General features: G+C 61.1%; 26 protein-coding genes. 3 read left to right on the top strand and 23 right to left on the bottom strand.

Annotated elements, in window-relative coordinates; all coding sequences use genetic code 11:
- Positions 1 to 109 precede the first annotated feature (109 nt).
- From ACSQ27_RS12470 to ACSQ27_RS12460, 3 genes are all read right to left on the bottom strand, one after another.
- Positions 110 to 2,941 (bottom strand): DAHL domain-containing protein, encoded by a 2,832-nt coding sequence (locus tag ACSQ27_RS12470; RefSeq protein ID WP_436155812.1) that lies wholly within the window; start codon positions 2,939 to 2,941, stop codon positions 110 to 112.
- Positions 2,938 to 3,888 (bottom strand): cytochrome-c peroxidase, encoded by a 951-nt coding sequence (locus tag ACSQ27_RS12465; protein ID WP_436155811.1) that lies wholly within the window; start codon positions 3,886 to 3,888, stop codon positions 2,938 to 2,940. The genes ACSQ27_RS12470 and ACSQ27_RS12465 overlap by 4 nt, the downstream gene beginning before the upstream one ends.
- A gap of 278 nt (positions 3,889 to 4,166) precedes the next feature.
- Positions 4,167 to 4,880, bottom strand: a complete 714-nt coding sequence (locus tag ACSQ27_RS12460; protein WP_436155810.1) for a DUF4197 domain-containing protein — start codon at positions 4,878 to 4,880, stop codon at positions 4,167 to 4,169.
- Between the two features lie 13 nt (positions 4,881 to 4,893).
- On the opposite strand from ACSQ27_RS12460, the gene ACSQ27_RS12455 reads away from it, so the two are divergent.
- The gene (locus ACSQ27_RS12455; RefSeq protein WP_436155809.1) at positions 4,894 to 5,409 is read left to right on the top strand and encodes a TlpA disulfide reductase family protein; all 516 of its coding nucleotides are present in this window, start codon (positions 4,894 to 4,896) and stop codon (positions 5,407 to 5,409) included.
- 155 nt (positions 5,410 to 5,564) lie between these two features.
- Here the strand turns inward: ACSQ27_RS12455 and ACSQ27_RS12450 are convergent, their stop codons facing one another.
- Positions 5,565 to 6,020 (bottom strand): c-type cytochrome, encoded by a 456-nt coding sequence (locus ACSQ27_RS12450; protein ID WP_436155808.1) that lies wholly within the window; start codon positions 6,018 to 6,020, stop codon positions 5,565 to 5,567.
- A gap of 192 nt (positions 6,021 to 6,212) precedes the next feature.
- Between ACSQ27_RS12450 and ACSQ27_RS12445 the strand changes: the two genes are divergently transcribed.
- Entirely contained in the window at positions 6,213 to 6,899 is a 687-nt protein-coding gene (locus tag ACSQ27_RS12445) for a cytochrome b/b6 domain-containing protein (RefSeq protein ID WP_436155807.1), read from the top strand.
- A 91-nt stretch (positions 6,900 to 6,990) separates the two neighbouring features.
- Positions 6,991 to 7,479 carry a GNAT family N-acetyltransferase gene (locus ACSQ27_RS12440; protein WP_436155806.1) on the top strand — a complete coding sequence of 163 codons (489 nt, stop codon included), beginning with the start codon at positions 6,991 to 6,993 and terminating at the stop codon, positions 7,477 to 7,479.
- An 81-nt stretch (positions 7,480 to 7,560) separates the two neighbouring features.
- On the opposite strand, the gene ACSQ27_RS12435 is transcribed toward ACSQ27_RS12440, so the two are convergent.
- The 19 genes from ACSQ27_RS12435 to ACSQ27_RS12345 all read right to left on the bottom strand — a co-directional run bounded on the left by ACSQ27_RS12435 (position 7,561) and on the right by ACSQ27_RS12345 (position 21,045).
- Positions 7,561 to 8,067, bottom strand: coding sequence for a peroxiredoxin (locus tag ACSQ27_RS12435; RefSeq protein ID WP_436155805.1), 507 nt, complete (start codon positions 8,065 to 8,067; stop codon positions 7,561 to 7,563).
- Between the two features lie 217 nt (positions 8,068 to 8,284).
- The gene (gene rpsQ, locus ACSQ27_RS12430) at positions 8,285 to 8,554 is read right to left on the bottom strand and encodes a 30S ribosomal protein S17 (protein ID WP_092130381.1); all 270 of its coding nucleotides are present in this window, start codon (positions 8,552 to 8,554) and stop codon (positions 8,285 to 8,287) included.
- Entirely contained in the window at positions 8,551 to 8,760 is a 210-nt protein-coding gene (gene rpmC / locus ACSQ27_RS12425; protein WP_431098894.1) for a 50S ribosomal protein L29, read from the bottom strand. Before rpmC ends, rpsQ begins: the two co-directional genes overlap by 4 nt.
- Positions 8,761 to 8,772: 12 nt before the next feature.
- A complete protein-coding gene (gene rplP / locus ACSQ27_RS12420; RefSeq protein WP_007866520.1) occupies positions 8,773 to 9,189 on the bottom strand; it encodes a 50S ribosomal protein L16 in 417 nt (138 codons plus the stop codon).
- Positions 9,190 to 9,213: 24 nt separating this feature from the next.
- Positions 9,214 to 10,119 (bottom strand): 30S ribosomal protein S3, encoded by a 906-nt coding sequence (rpsC, locus tag ACSQ27_RS12415; protein ID WP_007866518.1) that lies wholly within the window; start codon positions 10,117 to 10,119, stop codon positions 9,214 to 9,216.
- Positions 10,120 to 10,131: 12 nt separating this feature from the next.
- Entirely contained in the window at positions 10,132 to 10,461 is a 330-nt protein-coding gene (gene rplV, locus ACSQ27_RS12410) for a 50S ribosomal protein L22 (RefSeq protein ID WP_007866508.1), read from the bottom strand.
- Between the two features lie 9 nt (positions 10,462 to 10,470).
- A complete protein-coding gene (gene rpsS / locus ACSQ27_RS12405; protein WP_007866503.1) occupies positions 10,471 to 10,749 on the bottom strand; it encodes a 30S ribosomal protein S19 in 279 nt (92 codons plus the stop codon).
- A gap of 9 nt (positions 10,750 to 10,758) precedes the next feature.
- The gene (gene rplB / locus ACSQ27_RS12400) at positions 10,759 to 11,583 is read right to left on the bottom strand and encodes a 50S ribosomal protein L2 (RefSeq protein ID WP_092130383.1); all 825 of its coding nucleotides are present in this window, start codon (positions 11,581 to 11,583) and stop codon (positions 10,759 to 10,761) included.
- Entirely contained in the window at positions 11,583 to 11,918 is a 336-nt protein-coding gene (gene rplW / locus ACSQ27_RS12395) for a 50S ribosomal protein L23 (RefSeq protein WP_411881975.1), read from the bottom strand. Before rplW ends, rplB begins: the two co-directional genes overlap by 1 nt.
- Positions 11,915 to 12,535, bottom strand: a complete 621-nt coding sequence (gene rplD / locus ACSQ27_RS12390) for a 50S ribosomal protein L4 (RefSeq protein WP_436155804.1) — start codon at positions 12,533 to 12,535, stop codon at positions 11,915 to 11,917. Before rplD ends, rplW begins: the two co-directional genes overlap by 4 nt.
- Positions 12,535 to 13,218 (bottom strand): 50S ribosomal protein L3, encoded by a 684-nt coding sequence (rplC, locus tag ACSQ27_RS12385; protein WP_436155803.1) that lies wholly within the window; start codon positions 13,216 to 13,218, stop codon positions 12,535 to 12,537. The genes rplD and rplC overlap by 1 nt, the downstream gene beginning before the upstream one ends.
- A 215-nt stretch (positions 13,219 to 13,433) precedes the next feature.
- Complete coding sequence (gene rpsJ, locus ACSQ27_RS12380; protein WP_007838118.1) at positions 13,434 to 13,748, bottom strand: 30S ribosomal protein S10; 315 nt, start codon at positions 13,746 to 13,748, stop codon at positions 13,434 to 13,436.
- Between the two features lie 25 nt (positions 13,749 to 13,773).
- On the bottom strand, positions 13,774 to 14,964 hold the full coding sequence (tuf, locus tag ACSQ27_RS12375) for an elongation factor Tu (RefSeq protein ID WP_436155802.1): 1,191 nt from the start codon (positions 14,962 to 14,964) through the stop codon (positions 13,774 to 13,776).
- Between the two features lie 145 nt (positions 14,965 to 15,109).
- Positions 15,110 to 17,212 (bottom strand): elongation factor G, encoded by a 2,103-nt coding sequence (fusA, locus tag ACSQ27_RS12370; RefSeq protein WP_436155801.1) that lies wholly within the window; start codon positions 17,210 to 17,212, stop codon positions 15,110 to 15,112.
- Positions 17,213 to 17,433: 221 nt separating this feature from the next.
- Positions 17,434 to 17,907 (bottom strand): 30S ribosomal protein S7, encoded by a 474-nt coding sequence (rpsG, locus tag ACSQ27_RS12365; protein ID WP_011481226.1) that lies wholly within the window; start codon positions 17,905 to 17,907, stop codon positions 17,434 to 17,436.
- A 225-nt stretch (positions 17,908 to 18,132) separates the two neighbouring features.
- Positions 18,133 to 18,510 carry a 30S ribosomal protein S12 gene (gene rpsL / locus ACSQ27_RS12360; RefSeq protein ID WP_092130055.1) on the bottom strand — a complete coding sequence of 126 codons (378 nt, stop codon included), beginning with the start codon at positions 18,508 to 18,510 and terminating at the stop codon, positions 18,133 to 18,135.
- A gap of 257 nt (positions 18,511 to 18,767) precedes the next feature.
- Positions 18,768 to 19,985, bottom strand: coding sequence for a D-alanyl-D-alanine carboxypeptidase family protein (locus ACSQ27_RS12355; protein WP_436155800.1), 1,218 nt, complete (start codon positions 19,983 to 19,985; stop codon positions 18,768 to 18,770).
- Positions 19,986 to 20,036: 51 nt separating this feature from the next.
- Positions 20,037 to 20,678: an alpha/beta hydrolase gene (locus ACSQ27_RS12350; RefSeq protein ID WP_436155799.1), complete on the bottom strand. Its 642-nt coding sequence runs from the start codon at positions 20,676 to 20,678 to the stop codon at positions 20,037 to 20,039.
- A gap of 28 nt (positions 20,679 to 20,706) precedes the next feature.
- Positions 20,707 to 21,045: a (2Fe-2S) ferredoxin domain-containing protein gene (locus ACSQ27_RS12345; protein WP_436155798.1), complete on the bottom strand. Its 339-nt coding sequence runs from the start codon at positions 21,043 to 21,045 to the stop codon at positions 20,707 to 20,709.
- Between the last annotated feature and the right edge of the window lie 25 nt (positions 21,046 to 21,070).

Here is a 21,070-nt window from a genome sequence, read left to right as displayed (position 1 = left end):
TGATGTCATATCCAGGTGGGGGCCGCGGGTCCGGCTTCGCCGGCCCCAGGCGCCGTCCCCTTGAGGGGGAACAGGCTACGTGCCAGTGAGCCTGGACGCGGTGGACATTCTAGACACTCAAAGGCGGGTGCACCGTCCCCCACAGGCTTTCGTCCAGCACCCGCTGCAAGGTGCGCAGCAGCTGGTCATTGGAGGTGTAGGCTTTCACGAGCACCGCTTCGACGCGCTGGGTTTCCGTGGCAACCGCATCGCTCGCAGAAAACACGACGATGGGCGGCGCGGGGTTCAGCGCCTCTATCGTGTCCAGCAGTTCCCAGCCCGAACCGTCTTTAAGCGTCAGGTCGAGCAGCACCAGGTCGTAGTGGTGTTTGCCTAGCTGTTCGCGCGCCTCCTGCAGGCTGCCGGCGAACTCAAAGGTCGCGAAGTCCTGGGCGATGGTCGCGGCGATGCGCTGGATGTCCAGGTCGTCCTCAACGTGCAGGATGCGCGGCCGGCCTTCGGCCATGTTGGCGATGGCGCGCTGCAGGCTGAGGATCAGCTTGTTTTCGTCGATGGGCTTTTCGAGCCAGGTCGACACCGCCAGCGGCTGGTTGTTGAATTCGAGTTCACCGGCCTCGGCATTGGCGGACACCACCACGATGGGGAGGTCGCGCGTGCGCTCCTCGTGACGCAGCGCGCGAATCAGGCTGATGCCGTCGAGGTCGGGCAGGCCCAGGTCGACCGTCATGGCGGCGTAGGGCCGTTTCACCACCTGCTCCATGGCCTGCGCGGCGCGGTAGACCATGTCCGAATCGAATCCGCCTTTGTCGAGCATCAGCTTGATCAGGTGGGCGATGTCGGGGTCGTCCTCGCACACCAGGATGAGGGGCCGCACCGGCCCGCCGTCCCTGATCCTGCTTGCGGCTACGCCGGCCTCTTCCACCGGCGGCGCCACCGCTTCGGGCAACTCAAAATAGAAAACCGTTCCCACGCCGGTTTGCGAAGTGAAGCCCACGCTGCCGTTCATGCGCTCGACAATGGCGCGCGAGATGTTCAGGCCCAGGCCGGTGCCGCCTTTTTGCCGGGTGTCCGAGGTGTCGGCCTGCGAGAACTTCTGGAAAATGCGTTTGCGGAATTCCTCGGGGATGCCTGGGCCGCTGTCGGCCACCTCGACCCTGACCCGCCTGGCGCTGCACAGAAGCCTGACGTACACCCAGGATTCCGCCGGTGAGAACTTCACGGCATTGGAGATCAGGTTGGTGAGGGCCTGGGTCAGCCGGTCGCTGTCGACGCTGACCATGACCCCTTCGGCCTGGACATCCAGCGCCAGTTTGACCTTGTGCTGGCCCGCAAAGCCCTCATTGGCCACCAGGACCTGGGCCAGCAGCGGCACCAGCTCTATGACCTGCATGTCAAAGCGCATCTTGCCGGACTCGATTTTTTCGCTGTCCAGGATGTCGTTGATCAGCCGGATGAGCCGCTCGCAGTTGCTGGTGGCGATGCTGACGAGGTTCTTGGCCATGGGCGGCAGGTCCCCGGCCACGCCGCCGACGATCAGGCCCAGCGAGCCACGTATGGAGGTCAGCGGCGTGCGCAACTCATGGCTGACGGTGGAGACGAACTCGCTCTTCATGCGGTCTATGCGCTTGAGTTCGGTCACGTCGGTGCCCAGCGAATAAAAGCCCAGTACCTTGCCCTCGTCCTCGCCTTCGCCATAGCGCGGGAAGTACTGCATGACGTAGTCGTGCATCTGGCCGTCGGCGGTTTCCTGGGTGCGGTCATACTGCGCCGCGTAGCCGGCCAGGGCTTCCTCGATCTTGCCGCGCTCTTTTTCATAGAGTTCGCGGCCCATCATCTCGCGCATGGTCTTGCCGTGGATCTGCTCGCGCTTGAGGCCGAAGCGTTCCTCGTAAGCGAGGTTGTAGAACTGGAAGCGCTGTTCGGCGTCGATGTAGGCGATCAGGGCCGGCACGGTGTCGGTGATCTGGTGCAGCTGCGTTTCACTGGCGTCCAGCGCCATGGTGCGCTCCCGCACGCGCTGCTCCAGAGTCTCATTGGCGCCCTGGAGTTCCTGGTTCACGCGCTGGATCATCGAGTGGCTGCCGATCAAGTCGACCGCCGCGTACAGCAGCAGCGCCACCAGCACCGTTGAAAAAATCAGCAGGTAGCGGCCGTAGCGCTCGCCTTCCGCCCCGGCCTGTTGCTGCTCGACCGTCAATGCATCGTGCGCGTCATCGAGCAGTTTTCCGGTCGGCGCCGCGGAAATGCCCACGAGGAGTTCGTTGACTGTTTTCTGCTCGCGCAGGATGGTCTGGATATGCGCGCGGAAAATGCCCAGCCTGTCCCTGACGCCCGGCGGCACAAGCTGCATGCCGCCTTCAAGCCGGCTCAGTTCGTCTTGAATCTCGGCCCCCTTGTCGCCGGTCGGGCTTTGGCTGTACAGCATGCTCGCGAGCAAGAGCCTGTTCACGCCGGCCGAGATCTGCCGGAACTCCGGCTGCGCGGCACCCCGGCCCGGCCCTAGCGACTGCTGGACGTCCTCCGCCGCGGTGGGAAGAAAGGCCAGCGAGTTCCGGAGCACCGAGTTGTTCGATTTGAATTGCTCGATCAGGGCGGCCTTGTCCTGGATGGCGCGCTGCAGTATCGGGAGCTTGCCCGCCTGCCCGGATGCCTCGTGTTTGTGGGCGTCCGTGTCCGACTGGAGCTGCTCCATGAGCCGAGCCATCTCGCCCTGGTTGTCGGCCAGCGCATCGTAGTGCGCGTTGACGCCTATCCTGGACTTCAGCACGTCCAGTTCCCATTGCGCGTCGAGCTGCTTCAGGTGGCGCAGCACGGCGATGTCCTCAAAAAAATGCGACTCGTCGAAGCTCTGGGTTTTGGCGTACAGGAACACCAGGATGGACAGCAGCACGGCGGTGACCGCCGCCATGGGCATCCAGGCCAGTCGATTCGGTTTTTTCACGGTTTGACGTCCAGTTCACCGGTGAGGGTGTTGAGGAAGCGGATGATGGACTCCTTGTCTTCCTTGGAGGCGACGCGGCCGAGCTGGTAGCGGAACATGACGTCGACGGCCTCGTCCAGGGTTTTCGCCGAGGCATCGTGGAAATAGGGCGCGGTGAGCGCGATGTTGCGCAGGCTGGGCACCTTGAAGACGTATTTGTCGCTTTCGACCTTGGTGACGAGGTAACGGCCGAGGTCTGCCTCCGTGGGACTACCGCGCTTGGCGAAGTAGTCGCCCATGACGCCGAACTTCTGGAACATATTGCCGCCCACGTTCACACCCTGGTGGCAAGCGACACAGCCGTACTGCTTGAACTTGGCATAACCGGTTTTCTCGGCGGCGGTAATGGCGTTGGCGTCGCCGCGCAGGTATTTGTCGAATCGCGAGTTGGGCGTGATCAGGGTCCGCTCGAAGGTGGCGATGGCGTTCTGGATATTGGTCTTGGTCACGCCGTCCTTGTAGGCGGCGGCGAATGCACTCTTGTACTTGGGATCCTGCGACACCTTCTGGACCACCTCTTCCCACTTCGAGCCCATCTCGACCGGGTTCTGCATGACGTGGTCGGCCTGGGCTTCCAGCGACTCGGCGCGGCCGTTCCAGAATTGCTTGAAGTTGAGCGCGGCATTGAGCACCGTGGGGGCGTTGACGCTGGTAAGCCCGCCGTTCAGTCCCACCGAACGGTCGCGGCCATCGCCGCCGCCCTTGCTGAGGTCGTGGCAGCTGGCGCAGGAGACGCGGCCATTGCCGGACAGGCGGACATCGCGAAACAGCTGCCGCCCGATGTCGGCGCGGGCCGGGTCCTGCTTCAGCGTCAGCGGGACCGGCTGTATGGGCTCATCGAGCAAAGGCGCGGCGGTGGCGGCGTGGGATGCGCAGAGCGCCGTAGCCGCCAGCAGAAGCCTCGGCAAGCCGCCAGCCTTTGCGGCGGCGTGCGCGCCGGCCTTGCGAGGCGGCGCCCATGGCCGGCATCTACCGAGGCCCGCCAACATCCCTGTTGTTGTTTTCACGGCTGCTGTCCTCCTGATCGTTACTGCAACCAGTCGCCATCAGATCACGTTTATCAGCCGCGCCTCTTAAGGCATTTCCCGTGTGGGCATATTTACCAACACTATGTAAGTAAATGCTTCGTTTCCGCACCAAGAAAAACCGCAGGCCTGCCGGTGGCCTGCGTTCAATTTAGAACTTTTTATTTCATTGAGCCAAAGACTTTTTTGAGGATCGCGCTGCCGGTGCCCACGGGGTCCTGGCGGATCTTCTTTTCTTCCTCGCCGATGATGAGGTAGAGGCCGTCCAGCGATTTGCCAGTGACGTATTGCTGGATGTTGGCGTCTTCTTTTTTGACCAGGCCGAAACCGGCGGCCTTGCCGGCGAATTCGTTGTATTTGTTGGCCAGCCCGACTTTTTCGGTGGCCTTGGTCACCACGGGCAAGAATTTCACGCCCAGCGGCGCGCGGGTTTTTTCAGCGAAGAAAGTGGTGACCGAGGTCTCGCCGCCGGTCAGGATGTTCTTGGCGTCGTTCACGTTCATGGTGCGCACCGCGTTGACGAGCAGGTCCTTGCCCATGGGCACGGCGGCCTCGGCGGCGCGGTTGATGGACGTGACCAGTTCGTCGATGCGTTTGCCCTGGCCGAAGTTTTTCAGCAGTTTCGACGCGTCTTCGAGGTAACCGGGCAAAGGAATGCGAACTTTTGGGTTTCCGAGGAATCCATCCGTCTTGCCCAGCAGGGCGACGGCCGCGATGGCGCCCTTTTCGAGGGCGGTTTTGAGGCCGGCGCTGGCATCGGCGTTGCTGATGCCGGACAGGTCACCCAGCGACAGCGCGTGGGCCTGGTGGTAAGTGGCCAATATCAGTGCGCCCAACGCGCTGACGCCGGCCTGGTTAAAATTGCGACGTTGCATGATGAGGTCTCCCATGAAATTGACATCCAGCCGGACAGTATGCCGCATGGCGCTGGCCGGCGTTTTAGCACTGGCGGCGCTCGCCAGCCTGCCCGGATGCACCGGCGCGCAAGCCGCGCCTGAATCGACCTTCGTGCTGCTGGACGGCAGCAAAAAGACCACGGCCGACCTGAAGGGCAAGGTCACCCTCGTCAACTTCTGGGCCACCAGCTGCGTGACCTGCGTGGCGGAGATGCCCAAGGTCATTTCCACCTACAACAAATACAAAAGCCAGGGCTACGACACCGTGGCCGTGGCCATGAGCTACGACCCGCCCAGCTACGTCGTCAATTACGCGCAAACGCGCCAGCTGCCGTTCAAGGTGGCCATCGACAACACCGGCGCGGTGGCCAAGGCCTGGGGCGACGTGCAGCTCACGCCCACGACCTACCTGGTCAACAAGCGCGGCGAGATCGTCAAGCAGTATGTGGGCGAGCCTGACTTCGCGGCCTTGCACCTGCTGATCGAGAGGCTGCTGGCGGAGACCTGAAGCGTTTCGCCTCCCCCAAAAGAAAAGCCGGTTCAGACGAACCGGCTTTTCTTTTACCCCTTCAAGCAGGTGCCGCGGGACTGGCTTTGCCAGACCGCAGGCGCCGCCCCCTTGAGGGGGGAACAGGCTACACGCAGCGAGCCTGGACGGGGGTGTTACTGATTCCTGAAGCTGTCGTGACAGGCTTTGCAGGTGCCGGCGGTTGCGGCAAAGGCGGTCTTCAGGGTGTCGAGGTTGCCGGTTTTGGCTGCGGCGGCCAGCTTGGCGGTTTCAGCGACCAGCTTTTCATGGCCTTCCTTGAACTTGGCCTGCTCGGCCCAGATCTCGGGCTTGGCCTTGGTGTTGCCACCCTTGTCGGTTCCAGGCGCGAAGCCGGCCCACGGGAGCTTGGCCATGTCCGCCACGATCTCGGCGTTCTCGGCGGCGACTTTGGCGTCAAAGGGAACACGGCCGTTGGCCATGGCGCCGACGCGGCCGAAGTGCTGGCCCATGACAAACAGCGCGCTCTGGCGGTATTTGATGGCGTCTTCGGGTTTGGCAAACTGCGCGGAGGCCGGAGCGGCGATGGCCACCAGGGTGGCGGCCGCTGCGATGCTGGCGAAAAGTTTCATGGTTTTCCTCGTGAGGTTTGTTCTTAAGATGGGGACAATGGCAACGCGTTTTGCCTGTTGCCACGTGGCTGAGTTTAGCGGCGGGCCATAAGTTCCGCAGGAACTTATGAACTACGGGAAAGCACCAAGAGCTGAGCGGGGTGGCCGCGCACAATGCCTTGAGAGAACAACCCACATGAACGAGGAGTGAGCATGTACACCAACAAGAATCTGCACAAGGTGCGTGTGTGGGACCTGCCCACGCGGTTTTTCCATTGGGCGCTGGTGGCCTGCGTGATCGGCCTGGCCATCACCGGCACCGTGGGCGGCAACGCCATGGTCTGGCACTTCCGTTTCGGCTACACGGTGCTGGCCTTGCTGCTGTTTCGCATCGTCTGGGGCCTGGTGGGCGGGCGGTGGTCGCGCTTCGGCGCCTTCATCTACGCGCCGCAGAGCGTCATCAACTACCTCAAGGGCCAGGGCAAACCGGAGCACGGCGTGGGCCACAGCCCGATAGGCGCCGGATCGGTGTTCGCCATGCTGGGCTTCCTGGTGGCGCAGGTCGGCACGGGGCTGCTCAGCGACGACGAGATTGCGTTCGCCGGCCCGCTGACACGCTTTGTCTCGAATGCCACTGTCAGCCTGACAACCAACTACCACAAGAACATCGGCAAATGGGTGCTGCTGGCACTGGTGCTGCTGCACATTGCGGCCATCATCTATTACCTGAGCCGCAAGCACAACCTCGTGGGCGCGATGCTTCACGGCGACAAGGAACTGGTGGTGCAAGCGCCACCGTCGCGGGACGACACGGTGTCGCGCGTGGCCGCGGTGCTGATCCTGGCGATTTGCGGCGGCGTGGCCTACTGGGTTTCCACCCTGGCGGCGCCGGCGTTCTGACGCCCTCCGCCCACAGCGGCGGACCGGACGCCACAGCCAATGGTGCCGGCAAACCGCGTTAAACTGGTTGCCGACTTTTCATCGCCGATCCGTGCAACGCCCTTCCATCCAGTTCATCACGCCCGACACGCCGGAGCAACTGGCCGCGACGCGGCTGATCTTTCGCGAGTATGCGGAGCAGCTGGGCGTGGACCTGTGCTTCCAGAACTTCGAGGCTGAACTGGCCGAGCTGCCCGGTGAATACGATGAGCCCGAGGGCACGCTTCTGCTGGCGCTGGTGGACGGCGAGGTCGCCGGCTGCTGCGCATTGCGCGCGCTGGACTCGGTCGACTATCCCAATGCCGGTGAGATGAAGCGCCTCTATGTGCGCAAGCCCTTTCGCCGCTTCGGCCTGGGCCGCCAGCTCGCGGAGGCCATCCTGGACGCGGCACGTGTGGCGGGCTACCACTCGGTGCTGCTGGACACGCTGGACGACATGGAATCGGCGCGCGCGCTGTACGCCGAACTGGGCTTTGCCGAGATCCCGCCCTACTATCACAACCCCATCGCGGGAGCGCACTACCTCAAGGTGGATCTGTAGGAGTCTGGGCCTCCCGAAAGCGGAGACGAAAAAGCCACCGGGCTCGCGCGCGGTGGCTTTTTTCTGGCGAAGAATCCGTCCTCAGCCCTTGGCTTGCGCCAGCAGCGTGGCCGCATCGCTGACTTCAAACTTTCCGGGGCCTTCCACATTGAGGCTGGCGACTTTGCCGTCCTTGACCAGCATGGAATAACGGTTGCTGCGCAGGCCCATGCCGCGCGCCGCCAGGTCCAGCGTCAGGCCGGTGGCTTTCGCGAAATCCGCGCTGCCATCGGCCAGCATGCGCACCTTGTCGCCGGTCTTCTGGTCACGTGCCCAGGCGCCCATGACAAAGGCGTCGTTGACGCTGAGGCACCAGATCTCGTCGACACCCGCGGCCTTGAATTCGGCGAATTTCTCGACATAACCAGGCACATGTTTGGCCGAGCAGGTGGGCGTGAACGCACCGGGCAGCGCAAACAGGGCGATGGTCTTGCCGGCAGCGGCCTTGGCCACATCGACCGGGTTCGGGCCAATGCTGCAGCCGTTGCCTTCGACTTCGGAAAATTCCATCAGGGTGGTGGCCGGAAGGGTGTCGCCTACTTTGATCATGGTGTGCTCCTCAAAAATAATGGGTGGGTTGAAAATCAACCTCCGCAGTGTAGTGCGGAGGCGGCAAGCGTGCGCTCACTGTGCAAAAACCGACAGAGGCATGAAGGTCATGCCCGGCCGGCGCGAATCAGCCGGGCGCCGGCGCAAACAAAAACGGCCCACCGAGGTGAGCCGTTTTGAACGAGTGACTTGACGCCAGCCCCAGGTGAACCGGGACTTAAACGATCACAGCCTTTTCGACCAGACGGGTCACAACCCAGTTCTTGGTCTTGGAGATCGGGCGGCTTTCGGTGATCTCGATCACGTCGCCCGTGTGGTACTCGCCCTTTTCGTCATGGGCGTGGTACTTGCTGGACAGGGACACGATCTTGCCGTAGAGCTCGTGTTTCACACGGCGCTCGACCAGAACCGTCACGGTCTTGGCGCGCTTGTCGCTCACCACCTTGCCGATCAAGGTGCGCTTGAGGGATTTTTTAGCTTCCGTCATTTTTTGGCTCCTTGCTTGACGATGGTTTCGGCCAGGATAGTCTTGGCGCGAGCGATGCTGCGACGCGTGGAACGCAGCGTGGAAAGGTTGGTCAGTTGCTGCGTGGCTTTTTGCATGCGCAGGCCAAAGTGGGCTTTTTGCAGCTCTTTGACTTCGGTTTTCAGGCCGGCAACGTCTTTTTGGCGCAGTTCAGTAGATTTGGTCATTGTCATTTCCCCTTACTGGCCAATCATGCGGCTGACGAAGGTGGTGCGCAGCGGCAGCTTGGCGGAGGCCAGGCGGAACGCTTCGCGGGCCAGCTCTTCAGGCACGCCAACGATTTCAAACACGATCTTGCCGGGCTGGATTTCAGCCACGTAGTACTCTGGATTACCTTTACCGTTACCCATACGCACTTCAGCGGGCTTTTGGGAAATCGGCTTGTCCGGGAAGACACGGATCCAGATACGGCCGCCACGTTTGACGTGACGGGAAATCGCACGGCGTGCGGCTTCAATTTGACGAGCAGTCAGGCGACCACGGTCGGTGCATTTGAGACCGAAGTCACCGAACGCAACCGAGGAACCCCGGGTTGCGACGCCGGTGTTGCGGCCTTTTTGCTCTTTGCGGTATTTTCTGCGAGCGGGTTGCAGCATTTTGATTCTCCGTTAATAGACCGATTACTCGGTCTTGGCACCGTCAGCTGCTGCAGCTGGCGCGGCTTTACGGACGCGCTTAACGGTGGTTTTCGGGGCTTCGCTACCAGGGGTAGCTTCAGCCGGCTTGTCGCTTCCATCCGCAGGTGCGGTGTTGGTCGCGCCGCGCGGTGCGCGAGCACCACGTGGAGCGGGACGGTCGCTGCCTGGACGATCACCAGGACGGGCATCACGGCGTGGGCCGCGCGGCTTGCGTTCTTCGTCAGGCACTTCCACCATCTTGGCGCCGGGCGCATCGTTGCGGCCCAGCGTGTCGCCCTTGTAGACCCAGACCTTGACGCCGATCACACCATAGGTGGTCTTGGCTTCGGAGGTGCCGTAGTCGATGTCGGCGCGCAGGGTGTGGAGGGGCACGCGGCCTTCGCGGTACCACTCGCAGCGAGCGATTTCAATGCCGTTGAGGCGGCCGGACGACATGATCTTGATGCCCAGGGCACCCAGACGCATGGCGTTTTGCATGGCGCGCTTCATCGCACGGCGGAACATGATGCGTTTTTCAAGCTGCTGCGTGATGCTGTCGGCGATAAGCTTGGCATCAATTTCAGGCTTGCGAACTTCTTCGATGTTCACGGCGACCGGCACGCCCAGCTGGCGGCTCAGTTCTTTCTTGAGGTTCTCGATGTCCTCGCCCTTTTTGCCGATCACGACGCCCGGACGTGCCGAGAAAATCGTGATGCGGGCGTTCTTGGCGGGGCGCTCGATCAGAACGCGCGAAACCGCGGCGTTCTTGAGCTTGGCCTTGAGGTACTCGCGAACCTTGATGTCTTCGGCCAGCATGCCGGCGAAATCACGGTTGCTTGCGTACCAGCGGCTGGCCCAGTTGCGGCTAACTGCAAGGCGAAACCCGGTTGGGTTGATTTTTTGTCCCATATCCTGCTGCCTTTAGTTGCCAACCACCACGTACACATGGCACGTAGGTTTGCTGATGCTGTTGCCGCGGCCTTTTGCGCGCGCGGAGAAACGCTTGAGCGTGGCGCCTTGTTCGACGTAGATGGTTTTCACCTTCAGTTCGTCGATGTCGGCACCATCGTTGTGTTCAGCGTTGGCGATGGCGGACTCCACAACCTTCTTGATGATTCCAGCAGCTTTTTTCTGCGTGAAATTCAGGATGTTGAGGGCTTGATCCACTTTCTTGCCGCGGATCAGGTCAGCGACCAGACGGCCCTTGTCGACCGACAGACGAACGCCCCGGAGGGTTGCACGTGTTTCCATGGTCTTTCCTTACTTTCTCACAACTTTTTTATCAGCCGGATGACCTTTGAAAGTCCGGGTGAGTGCGAACTCGCCCAGCTTGTGGCCAACCATTTGATCGGTGATGTAGACAGGTACGTGCTGCTTGCCGTTGTGGACGGCGATGGTCAGGCCGATGAACTCGGGCAGGATCATGGAGCGACGCGACCAGGTCTTGATCGGCTTTTTGTCCTTGTTGGTAACGGCCTTGTCGGCTTTAGCTACCAAATGATGGTCGACAAACGGACCTTTTTTGAGTGAACGTGTCATGGGTTAGCCTTACTTCTTGCGACGCGAAACAATCATCACTTGCGTGCGCTTGTTGTTGCGGGTGCGGTAGCCCTTGGTCAGGTTACCCCATGGGTCGACAGGATGGCGGCCTTCGCCGGTCTTGCCTTCACCACCGCCGTGCGGGTGGTCAACCGGGTTCATCACCACACCGCGAACGGTCGGGCGAATACCCATCCAGCGCTTCACACCGGCCTTGCCGAGACGGCGCAGGCTGTGTTCTTCGTTGGCGACTTCACCAATGGTGGCGCGGCACTCGATGTGGATCTTGCGAACCTCACCGGAGCGCATACGCACCTGGGCGTAGGTACCTTCGCGGGCCAGCAGCGTTGCCGAGGTGCCGGCGGAGCGGGCGATTTGCGCGCCCTTGCCGATTTGCATCTCGATGCAATGGATGGTGGAACCCACGGGGATGTTGCGGATAGGCAGCGTGTTGCCGACGCGAATCGGCGCTTCCGAACCGCTCACCAGCGTGGCGCCGACTTCAAGGCCGCGAGGGGCGATGATGTAGGTGCGCTCGCCGTCGGCGTAGCAAAGCAGGGCAATGTGGGCCGTGCGGTTGGGGTCGTACTCGATGCGTTCGACCTTGGCCGGAATGGCGTCCTTGTTGCGCTTGAAGTCCACCACACGGTAGTGGTGCTTGTGACCGCCGCCTTTGTGGCGCGTCGTGATGTGCCCGTTGTTGTTACGGCCGGCCTTCTGGAATTGTGGCTCCAGCAGCGGCGCGTAAGGCTCACCCTTGTGCAGGTGATCCCGGGAGATCTTCACCATCCCGCGCATGCCGGGGGAGGTGGGTTTCATTTTAATGACAGCCATTACGCAGACTCCCCACCGAGGTTGAGTTCCTGACCGGGCTTGAGCGTCACATAAGCCTTGCGAATGTTGTCGCGGCGGCCGATGGACTTGCCAAAGCGCTTGGTCTTGCCTTTGATGTTCAGGACGGCGACCGACTGGACGTCCACCTTGAACATCAACTGCACGGCGGCCTTGATTTCAAATTTGGTGGCATCCTGCAGCACCTTGAAGGTCACGGCATTGGTCTTGTCCGCGATCATGGTGGCCTTTTCGGACACGATGGGCGCGACCAGGACCTGCATCAGGCGGCCTTCGTCGAATTTCAGTTTTGGAGAAGATGGGTTACGGGCGCTCATGCGAACATCTCCTTGAGTTGGTCCATGGCGGCCTTGGTGACCAGAACCTTCTTGTAGTGGACCAGCGACACCGGATCGGCGTAACGGGGCTCAACCACGAGGATGTTCACCAGGTTGCGGGAAGCCAGGTACAGGTTTTCATCAACTTCATCAGCGATGACCAGCACCGAGTTGAGGTTCATGGCCTTGAACTTGTCGGCCAGGACCTTGGTCTTGGGCGAGTCCACGGTCAGGGAATCAACCACAGCCAGGCGGCCTTCACGGGCCAGCTGCGAGAAGATGGCGGCCATGCCGGCGCGATACATCTTCTTGTTGATTTTCTGCGTGAAGTTTTCGTCAGGCATGTTCGGGAAGATACGACCGCCGCCGCGCCACAGGGGCGAAGACGTCATACCAGCACGAGCGCGACCGGTGCCCTTTTGTTTAAAAGGCTTCTTGGTCGAGTGACGGACCTGCTCACGGTCTTTCTGGGCGCGGGTGCCTTGGCGGGCGTTGGCCTGGAAGGCCACGACCACCTGGTGCACCAGGCTTTCGTTGTATTCGCGACCAAACACGGTATCAGGCACGTCCACTTTGGACGAAGCCAGACCTTGGTCATTCAGGAGTTCGACCTGCATCAGTTCGCTCCTTTAGCAGCGTTGGCGGGCTTGGCCTTGATCGCGGCGCGAACCGTGACAAAACCACCTTTGGAACCAGGCACAGCGCCGCGGATCATGAGCAGCTGACGGGCTTCGTCGATGCGCACGATGTTCAGGTTTTGCGTGGTCACGGTGACATCACCCAGATGACCCGTCATGCGTTTACCGGGAAACACACGGCCGGGATCCTGCGCCATACCGATGGAGCCGGGAACGTTGTGCGAACGGCTGTTACCGTGCGACGCGCGTTGCGAGCTCATGTTGTGGCGCTTGATGGTGCCGGCGTAGCCTTTACCGATGGAGGTGCCCTGCACGTCCACCAGCTGGCCCACGGCAAACACGTCGGCTGCGGGCACAACGGTGCCGGCGGCGTACTTGCCTGCGACGTCAGCCGTCACGCGGAATTCTTTCAGGATTTCACCAGCTTCAACGCCTGCTTTCGCAAGGTGGCCGGCGGCCGGCTTGGTGACACGCGATGCTTTGCGTGCGCCAAATGCCACTTGAAGGGCATCGTAGCCGTCATTTGCTTCGGTTTTAACCTGGGTCACGCGGTTGTTCGATACATCCACCACGGTGACAGGAACTGTGTCCCCATCATCCGTGAACAGACGCATCATGCCAACTTTGCGGCCCAGCAACCCGAGGGAGTTGCTCAGACTCATGATGTGTTCTTTCGTAACTTTCACCGCTGCGACTTCAATTGGCCACAGACGTTTTGATGTGAAAGACAGTTAATAAAACCGCCCAATCCATGAAGGCAAGAAGCCAACATGCAATGGACAGCCCAAGAGTATAGCCCAGGTCGCCAAAAATGGCAAACCCGGGCTAAAACCTGTCGATTTGGGGCCCGGCTTGTGGCCGAAACCCCGTTTTTTGCTTACTGCAGCTTGATTTCGACGTCCACGCCGGCCGGCAGGTCGAGCTTCATCAGGGCGTCCACGGTTTTATCCGTAGGGTCCACGATGTCCATCAGACGCTGGTGCGTGCGGATTTCCAGCTGGTCGCGGCTCGTCTTGTTGACGTGGGGCGAACGCAGGATGTCGAAACGCTTCATGCGGGTTGGCAGGGGCACGGGGCCCTTGACAATCGCGCCGGTGCGCTTGGCGGTGTCAACGATTTCAGCTGCCGACTGGTCGATCAGCTTGTAATCAAATGCCTTCAGGCGGATGCGGATTTTTTGCTTGGTGGCCATGGTAATTCCTTAGTGTTTGCGGAAATTACGCAATGATCTTGGCAACGACGCCGGCGCCGACGGTCTTGCCGCCTTCGCGGATGGCGAAACGCAGGCCTTCTTCCATGGCGATCGGGTTGATCAGCTTGACGGTGATCGACACGTTATCGCCTGGCATGACCATTTCCTTGCCTTCTGGCAACTCGATCGCGCCCGTCACGTCCGTCGTGCGGAAGTAGAACTGGGGGCGGTAGTTGTTGAAGAAAGGCGTGTGGCGGCCGCCTTCGTCCTTGCTCAGGACGTAGATCTCGCCGGTGAAGTGCGTGTGCGGCTTGATGGAGCCGGGCTTGCACAGCACCTGGCCGCGCTGCACGTCTTCGCGCTTGGTGCCGCGCAGCAGGATACCGACGTTGTCGCCAGCCTGGCCCTGGTCCAGCAGCTTGCGGAACATTTCCACGCCGGTGCAGGTGGTCTTTTGCGTGTCGGCAATACCGACAATCTCGATTTCCTCGCCGACCTTGATCACACCGCGCTCGACACGGCCGGTCACGACGGTGCCGCGGCCGGAGATGGAGAACACGTCTTCCACGGGCATCAGGAAGGCGCCGTCAACCGCGCGCTCTGGCAGGGGAATGTAGGTGTCCAGCGCTTCGGCCAGCTTCATGATGGCCTCTTCGCCCAGGGGACCCTTGTCGCCTTCCATGGCGAGCTTGGCCGAGCCGTGGATGATGGGGGTCTTGTCGCCGGGGAAGTCGTACTTGTCGAGCAGCTCGCGCACTTCCATTTCAACGAGTTCGAGCAGCTCGGCGTCGTCGACCATGTCGCACTTGTTCAGGAACACGATGATGTAAGGCACGCCCACCTGGCGGGCCAGCAGGATGTGCTCGCGGGTCTGGGGCATGGGGCCGTCAGCGGCCGAGCACACCAGGATCGCGCCGTCCATCTGGGCGGCGCCGGTGATCATGTTCTTCACATAGTCGGCGTGGCCTGGGCAGTCCACGTGGGCGTAGTGGCGGTTCGCGGTTTCGTACTCGACGTGGGCGGTATTAATCGTAATGCCGCGCGCTTTTTCTTCGGGTGCCGCGTCAATTTGGTCGTAGCCCTTGGCTTCGCCGCCGAACTTGGACGCCAGAACGGTCGTGATCGCCGCCGTCAGCGTCGTCTTGCCATGGTCCACGTGGCCAATCGTGCCTACGTTGACGTGCGGCTTGGTCCGCTCAAATTTGCCTTTTGCCATTTTTCTCTCCAGATAAAGAACATGCCCGTGTACGGTTTAACGTCTGCACTGTATTGCTGGTTCCCTCACCACGGGCAGTGAGGGGCACACAATCGCAGACAAGAAAGGATGGTGCCGGACCCTTGCGGAACCGGCACCGTTTTTTTTACTTGGCGCGCGAAGCCATGATGGCTTCCGACACATTGCGGGGAGCTTCAGAGTAGTGCTTGAACTCCATGGAGTACGTTGCACGGCCCTGCGACATCGAACGCAACGTGGTCGAATAACCGAACATTTCGGACAGGGGCACTTCTGCCTTGATGGCCTTGCCGCCACCGACCATGTCTTCCATGCCCTGCACCATGCCGCGGCGTGAGGACAGATCGCCCATCACGTTGCCGGCGTAGTCTTCAGGCGTTTCCACTTCCACGGCCATCATGGGCTCCAGAATCACGGGGCCGGCCTTGCGGCAGCCTTCCTTGAAACCGAAGATGGCGGCCATCTTGAAGGCCAGTTCGTTCGAGTCAACGTCGTGGTACGAACCGAAGTGCAGCGTGACCTTGACGTCAACCACCGGGTAGCCGGCCAGCACGCCGGACGTGACGGCTTCGTTGATGCCCTTTTCCACCGCGGGGATGTATTCGCGAGGAACCACACCGCCCTTGATGGCGTCGATGAACTCGATGCCCTTGCCGGCTTCGTTGGGTTCAATCTTCAGCACGACGTGACCGTATTGGCCCTTACCGCCGGACTGGCGCACGAACTTGCCTTCAGCGTCTTCCACGGTCTTGCGAATGGTTTCGCGGTAAGCCACCTGCGGCTTGCCCACGTTGGCTTCCACGCCGAATTCACGCTTCATGCGGTCGACAATAATTTCCAGATGCAGCTCGCCCATACCGGCGATCAGGGTCTGGCCGGACTCTTCGTCGGTCTTGACGCGGAAGGAAGGATCTTCCTGCGCGAGGCGCTGCAGCGCGATGCCCATTTTTTCCTGGTCGGCCTTGGTCTTGGGTTCCACGGCCTGGGTAATCACAGGCTCAGGGAACACCATGCGCTCAAGCATGACGATGGCATCGGGATCGCACAGGGTTTCGCCGGTGGTCACGTCTTTGAGGCCCACGCAGGCGGCGATGTCGCCGGCGCGGATTTCGCTGACTTCTTCACGGTTGTTGGCGTGCATCTGCACGATACGGCCGATACGTTCTTTCTTGCCCTTGATCGGGTTGTAGACGCTGTCGCCCTTTTTCAGGACGCCGGAGTAAACGCGCACGAAGGTCAGCTGACCCACAAACGGGTCGGTCATCAGCTTGAATGCGAGCGCGGAGAACTTCTCTTCGTCATCAGCCTTGCGGGTGACGGGCGCTTCGTCTTCGTCCATGCCCTTGACGGGTGGAATGTCGATCGGCGACGGCATGAATTCGATCACGGCGTCCAGCATGCGCTGCACGCCCTTGTTCTTGAATGCGGAACCGCAGTACATCGGCTGGATTTCGCTGGCGATGGTACGCGTGCGGATGCCCAGCTTGATTTCGGCTTCGGTCAGGTCGCCTTCTTCAAGGTACTTGTTCATGAGTTCTTCGGACGACTCCGCGGCGGCTTCGACCATCTTCTCGCGCCACTCCTTGGCCAGCTCGACGAGATCGGCGGGGATGTCGCTGTAGGTGAACTTCATGCCTTGCGAAGCTTCGTCCCAGATGATGGCCTTCATTTTCAGCAGGTCGACCACGCCGGTGAAGCTTTCTTCGGCGCCGATGGGGATCACCATGGGCACGGGACTGGCCTTCAGGCGCAGCTTCATCTGCTCAACGACCTTGAAGAAGTTCGCGCCGGTGCGGTCCATCTTGTTGACGAACGCGAGGCGGGGAACCTTGTACTTGTTGGCCTGGCGCCAGACGGTTTCGGACTGGGGTTGAACGCCGCCCACGGCGCAGTACACCATGCAGGCGCCGTCAAGCACGCGCATGGAACGCTCCACCTCGATGGTGAAGTCCACGTGGCCCGGGGTGTCGATGATGTTGATGCGGTGCTCGGGCAGGGACGTGTCCATGCCTTTCCAGAAGCAGGTGGTGGCGGCGGAGGTGATCGTAATGCCGCGCTCCTGCTCTTGCTCCATCCAGTCCATGGTGGCCGCGCCGTCGTGAACTTCACCAATCTTGTGGTTCACGCCGGTGTAAAAGAGGATCCGCTCGGTCGTGGTGGTCTTGCCGGCATCAATGTGCGCGGAAATGCCGATGTTGCGGTATTGTGAAATGGGGGTAGCGCGGGACATAAATTACTTTCAGTTCGGGGTTACGAACAAAGACTCGTTGAAAGACTGCCCGCAATCCGGGCATCCTTCATTTCTTCTACGCGTCTGCCGGCCGGAAGTGATGTTGTGCACGACACCCGGCTGGCAGAAATTGGGGTTGAACCGCCGGCAATCAAGGTGACATCACCCTGAAACCGCCCGGCAACCCGTCAATTCAGCGCAGCAAATATTGCAATCGGAAATTAGAAGCGGAAGTGGCTGAACGCCTTGTTGGCTTCGGCCATGCGGTGAACTTCGTCACGCTTTTTCATGGCGCCGCCACGGCCTTCGGTTGCTTCCATCAGCTCATTGGCCAGACGCAGGGACATGGACTTCTCGCCACGCTTCTTGGCAGCTTCCTTCAACCAGCGCATGGCGAGAGCCATACGGCGGACGGGACGCACTTCAACCGGCACCTGGTAGTTGGCGCCGCCGACGCGGCGGGACTTCACTTCAACCATGGGCTTGATGTTGCCGATGGCCATGTGGAAGGCCTCGAGCGGATCTTTGCCGGGGTTCTTTTTCTCGATAAAGTCGAGCGCGCCATAAATGATGCGCTCTGCGACGGCCTTTTTGCCGCCTTGCATGATCACGTTCATGAACTTGGCGAGATCAACATCACCAAATTTCGGATCAGGAAGAATTTCACGTTTAGGGACTTCGCGACGACGTGGCATTTTTTCACCTCTTTGCTTCAGTTGGCATTGCCTTTGGCAACACCGCGAGAGTTATCAAAACTCTCACTTACTCGACCGGCACAACTATTTGCGCTTGGGTCACTTCGTTTCAAACACCTGCCAGGGCGAGTGAAACACCTTGTTTTGAAGAATCATCACAGGCTTCTGTGACAACTACTTCTGGCGCGAGCTCTCAGTAAAGAGAAAAACCCGAGCCGGCTTGGCTTATTTGGCCTTTGGCTTCTTCGCGCCGTACTTGGAGCGCGACTGCTTGCGGTCTTTCACGCCTTGCAAGTCGAGCGAGCCACGGACGATGTGGTAACGCACACCGGGCAAGTCCTTGACACGACCGCCGCGAACCAGCACCACGCTGTGTTCCTGCAGGTTGTGACCTTCGCCGCCGATGTAGGAGATGATTTCAAAACCGTTGGTCAGGCGCACCTTGGCGACCTTACGCAGAGCGGAATTGGGCTTTTTAGGCGTCGTGGTGTACACACGGGTGCACACACCGCGGCGCTGCGGAGAATTCTCCATCGCAGGGCTCTTGGACTTGATCTTTTCGACCTCGCGCCCCTGACGGACTAACTGATTAATGGTTGGCATTGATAACGTCCCTAAACGTCTGAAAACTGATTTACCGTGTTGATACGGCCACAAATATTTCCCGCCGTGAAAGCGGAAAAGCCTTCTAGTATAAACCGGATAGGGGAAACGCTCAAGCAAAAGGCTACAGGCGCTGCGTATCGCCCGTAGCGGACCAATGTGGACCGGCGCCTCTTCCAGCTCCCGCAGCCCCGCAATGGCTCAAACCCCAAGAGTGTTAGCGCACACTCTCGAAAAATCACTTCAAAATCAAGTTTTTACTTAATCCAGAGTCGAATTGCATCCCAGGCGCGGCCCAGGATACCGGCTTCTTCCACCGTTTCCAGTGCGACCAGCGGCACTTCGGCCACCGGCGCCGGGTTGTCGCCCAGCATCACTTTGAGCGTGCCGAGCGCCTGCCCTTTGGTGAATGGAGCGACCAACGGGTCGGGCCGGGCCACCTGGGTTTTGACCTTGGGCGCGCTGCCGGCGGCGACGGCCACCACGATGGCCTGGGGGCGGCCCAGCTTCACGGTGGACGACTTGCCCTTCCAGACAGACGGTGTCACCACGGCCTGGCCGGCGTCAAACAGCTTCACGGCTTCGTAGGCGGTGTAGCCCCAGTTGAGTAGCTTCTGCGACTCGTTGGCGCGGGCGCTGTCGCTGGACGTGCCCAGCACAATGGCCAGCAGGCGCCGGCCGCCCGGCGCGCCGGCCGCGCCCAGGTTGGGAAAGTCGCGCTTGGCCGTGGCGATCATGCAATAGCCGGCGGCATCGGTATGGCCGGTTTTGAGGCCGTCCACGGTCGGGTCGCGGAACAGCAGGGTATTGCGGTTGGTGTCATTGGCTGCCGGCGTGCCGGGATAGCGGTATTTCTTGATGGCCGAGTAGCCGATGTAGTCGGGGAAATCCGTCATCAGGCGCGTGGCCAGGATGCTCAGGTCGCGCGCCGTGGTGGTGTGGCCGGGTTCGGTCAGGCCTTCGGGGTTTTTGTATGACGTCGATTTCATGCCGAGGGCCTTGGCCTGCTCGTTCATGAGTTGCACGAAATGCTCGGCCGTGCCGCCCACGCCTTCGGCCAGCGCCATGGTGGCATCGTTGCCCGACTGCACCACCATGCCCTTGATGAGGTCTTCGACGGGCACCTGCATTTTCGGGTCGATGAACATGCGCGAGCCTGGCATTTTCCACGCGCGTTCGCTGACGCCGAAGGTCTGCTTGAGGTCGATCTTCTTGGACTTGAGCGCATCGAACACCAGGTATTCAGTCATCAGCTTGGTCAGCGAAGCCGGCTCGACCGGGGAATCGATGTCCTTGGCGGCCAGGATCTGGTTGGCGGTCACGTCCAGCAGCAAATAGGAGCGCGCGGCGATCTCAGGCGCTTGCGGCACCTGGGCGTGCGCCAGCGGCAGCACCGCGGAAAAGGCCAGGAAGAGAACTGCGGTGAAGGCGCGCAGGCCCTGGACGGGGCGGAGAGCCTTGAAGGATGCTTGCATGGGGTATCGCTGAGAAGTAAGAATTAAACGAAAAGGCCTTGGCGGCGCAATTCAGGCTGAGGGCGAAGACAGGTGGCGAACCACGAGATTTTTCAACAGGGGCAATTGTCCATGAAAGAAATGGCCGCCCCCGGGGACAACCGTAACAGGCAGTGCCTGCGGGCGCGCCCAGTCGAGCACGGCGGACAGCAGCACAGTGTCATCCTGTTCGCCATGCACGACCAGGGTCTTGAGATGCGCGGCTTCGTCGATCGGCGCGGCCGGCGCACGGGTCACGCTGGTGCCGACCAGCACCAGCTTTTCGATGTCGCGGCTGGCGGCCAGGCGCTGGAATGCATGCGTGGTGACGAAAGCGCCAAAGGAAAACCCCGCAAGCGCCAGCGGCTGCGCGGCGCTGGCCGGCGCGGCGTGCTCCACCACCGCCAGCAGGTCCTCAAGCTCACCCCGCCCTTCGTCGTGGCTTCCGGCGCTGCCGCCTACGCCGCGAAAGTTAAAGCGCACCGCCGTCCAACCGCAGTGCACAAAGGCCCGCGCCAGGGTCTGCACCACCTTGTTGTCCATGGTGCCGGCAAACAGCGGATGCGGATGCGCGATGACCGCCACGCCGCGCGAATCGCCGGCGGGAAGGTCCAGTGCAACCTCAAGCGCGCCCGCCGGGCCTTCGATGATGGATTTTTGGGTTTGGGAATTCACGGAAACACTTTCAACGTGGGCCAGGCGCCTAGCGCCCGAGGTGCGCGGGTGTGAGCAGGCGTTCAACCACCTTGCCGTTCTTGAGGTGCGACTCGACGATCTCATCGATGTCACTGGCGTCCACATAGGTGTACCAGACCGCTTCCGGGTAGACCACGGCCACCGGCCCACCAGCGCAGCGGTCCAGGCAGCCGGCCTTGTTGACCCGCACCTTGCCGGGCCCAGCCAGTCCGGCGGCCTTGACCTGCGACTTGCAGCGGTCAAAGCCTTCCTGCGCGCGATGGTCGGCGCAGCAGTCTTCACCATTGGCGCGCTGGTTCAGGCAAAAAAAGATATGGCGTTCGTAATAGGAATTTTGTTCAGGCATGCCGTGACTTTAGAGGATTGCGGAG

It is taken from the genome of Polaromonas sp. LjRoot131 (assembly GCF_964252805.1).
In the GTDB taxonomy this organism is placed as follows: domain Bacteria; phylum Pseudomonadota; class Gammaproteobacteria; order Burkholderiales; family Burkholderiaceae_C; genus Polaromonas.
The sequence above is the reverse complement of the archived record's forward strand: the minus strand, read 5'-3'. Positions and strand labels throughout refer to the sequence as shown.

Coding starts and splice junctions, on each gene's coding strand:
- ACSQ27_RS12355 (WP_436155800.1), bottom strand. CDS start 19,985: ATGCAAGCATCCTTCAAGGCTCTCCGCCCCGTCCAGGGCCTGCGCGCC.
- rpsG (WP_011481226.1), bottom strand. CDS start 17,907: ATGCCACGTCGTCGCGAAGTCCCTAAACGTGAAATTCTTCCTGATCCG.
- rpsQ (WP_092130381.1), bottom strand. CDS start 8,554: ATGACGGAAGCTAAAAAATCCCTCAAGCGCACCTTGATCGGCAAGGTG.
- rplC (WP_436155803.1), bottom strand. CDS start 13,218: ATGAGTCTGAGCAACTCCCTCGGGTTGCTGGGCCGCAAAGTTGGCATG.
- rplD (WP_436155804.1), bottom strand. CDS start 12,535: ATGCAGGTCGAACTCCTGAATGACCAAGGTCTGGCTTCGTCCAAAGTG.
- rplV (WP_007866508.1), bottom strand. CDS start 10,461: ATGGAAACACGTGCAACCCTCCGGGGCGTTCGTCTGTCGGTCGACAAG.
- ACSQ27_RS12445 (WP_436155807.1), top strand. CDS start 6,213: ATGTACACCAACAAGAATCTGCACAAGGTGCGTGTGTGGGACCTGCCC.
- tuf (WP_436155802.1), bottom strand. CDS start 14,964: ATGGCAAAAGGCAAATTTGAGCGGACCAAGCCGCACGTCAACGTAGGC.
- ACSQ27_RS12435 (WP_436155805.1), bottom strand. CDS start 8,067: ATGATCAAAGTAGGCGACACCCTTCCGGCCACCACCCTGATGGAATTT.
- rpmC (WP_431098894.1), bottom strand. CDS start 8,760: ATGACCAAATCTACTGAACTGCGCCAAAAAGACGTTGCCGGCCTGAAA.
- ACSQ27_RS12460 (WP_436155810.1), bottom strand. CDS start 4,880: ATGCAACGTCGCAATTTTAACCAGGCCGGCGTCAGCGCGTTGGGCGCA.
- rplB (WP_092130383.1), bottom strand. CDS start 11,583: ATGGCTGTCATTAAAATGAAACCCACCTCCCCCGGCATGCGCGGGATG.
- rpsL (WP_092130055.1), bottom strand. CDS start 18,510: ATGCCAACCATTAATCAGTTAGTCCGTCAGGGGCGCGAGGTCGAAAAG.
- rpsC (WP_007866518.1), bottom strand. CDS start 10,119: ATGGGACAAAAAATCAACCCAACCGGGTTTCGCCTTGCAGTTAGCCGC.
- rpsS (WP_007866503.1), bottom strand. CDS start 10,749: ATGACACGTTCACTCAAAAAAGGTCCGTTTGTCGACCATCATTTGGTA.
- ACSQ27_RS12455 (WP_436155809.1), top strand. CDS start 4,894: ATGAAATTGACATCCAGCCGGACAGTATGCCGCATGGCGCTGGCCGGC.
- rplP (WP_007866520.1), bottom strand. CDS start 9,189: ATGCTGCAACCCGCTCGCAGAAAATACCGCAAAGAGCAAAAAGGCCGC.
- rplW (WP_411881975.1), bottom strand. CDS start 11,918: ATGAGCGCCCGTAACCCATCTTCTCCAAAACTGAAATTCGACGAAGGC.
- fusA (WP_436155801.1), bottom strand. CDS start 17,212: ATGTCCCGCGCTACCCCCATTTCACAATACCGCAACATCGGCATTTCC.
- rpsJ (WP_007838118.1), bottom strand. CDS start 13,748: ATGGCCACCAAGCAAAAAATCCGCATCCGCCTGAAGGCATTTGATTAC.
- ACSQ27_RS12345 (WP_436155798.1), bottom strand. CDS start 21,045: ATGCCTGAACAAAATTCCTATTACGAACGCCATATCTTTTTTTGCCTG.
- ACSQ27_RS12450 (WP_436155808.1), bottom strand. CDS start 6,020: ATGAAACTTTTCGCCAGCATCGCAGCGGCCGCCACCCTGGTGGCCATC.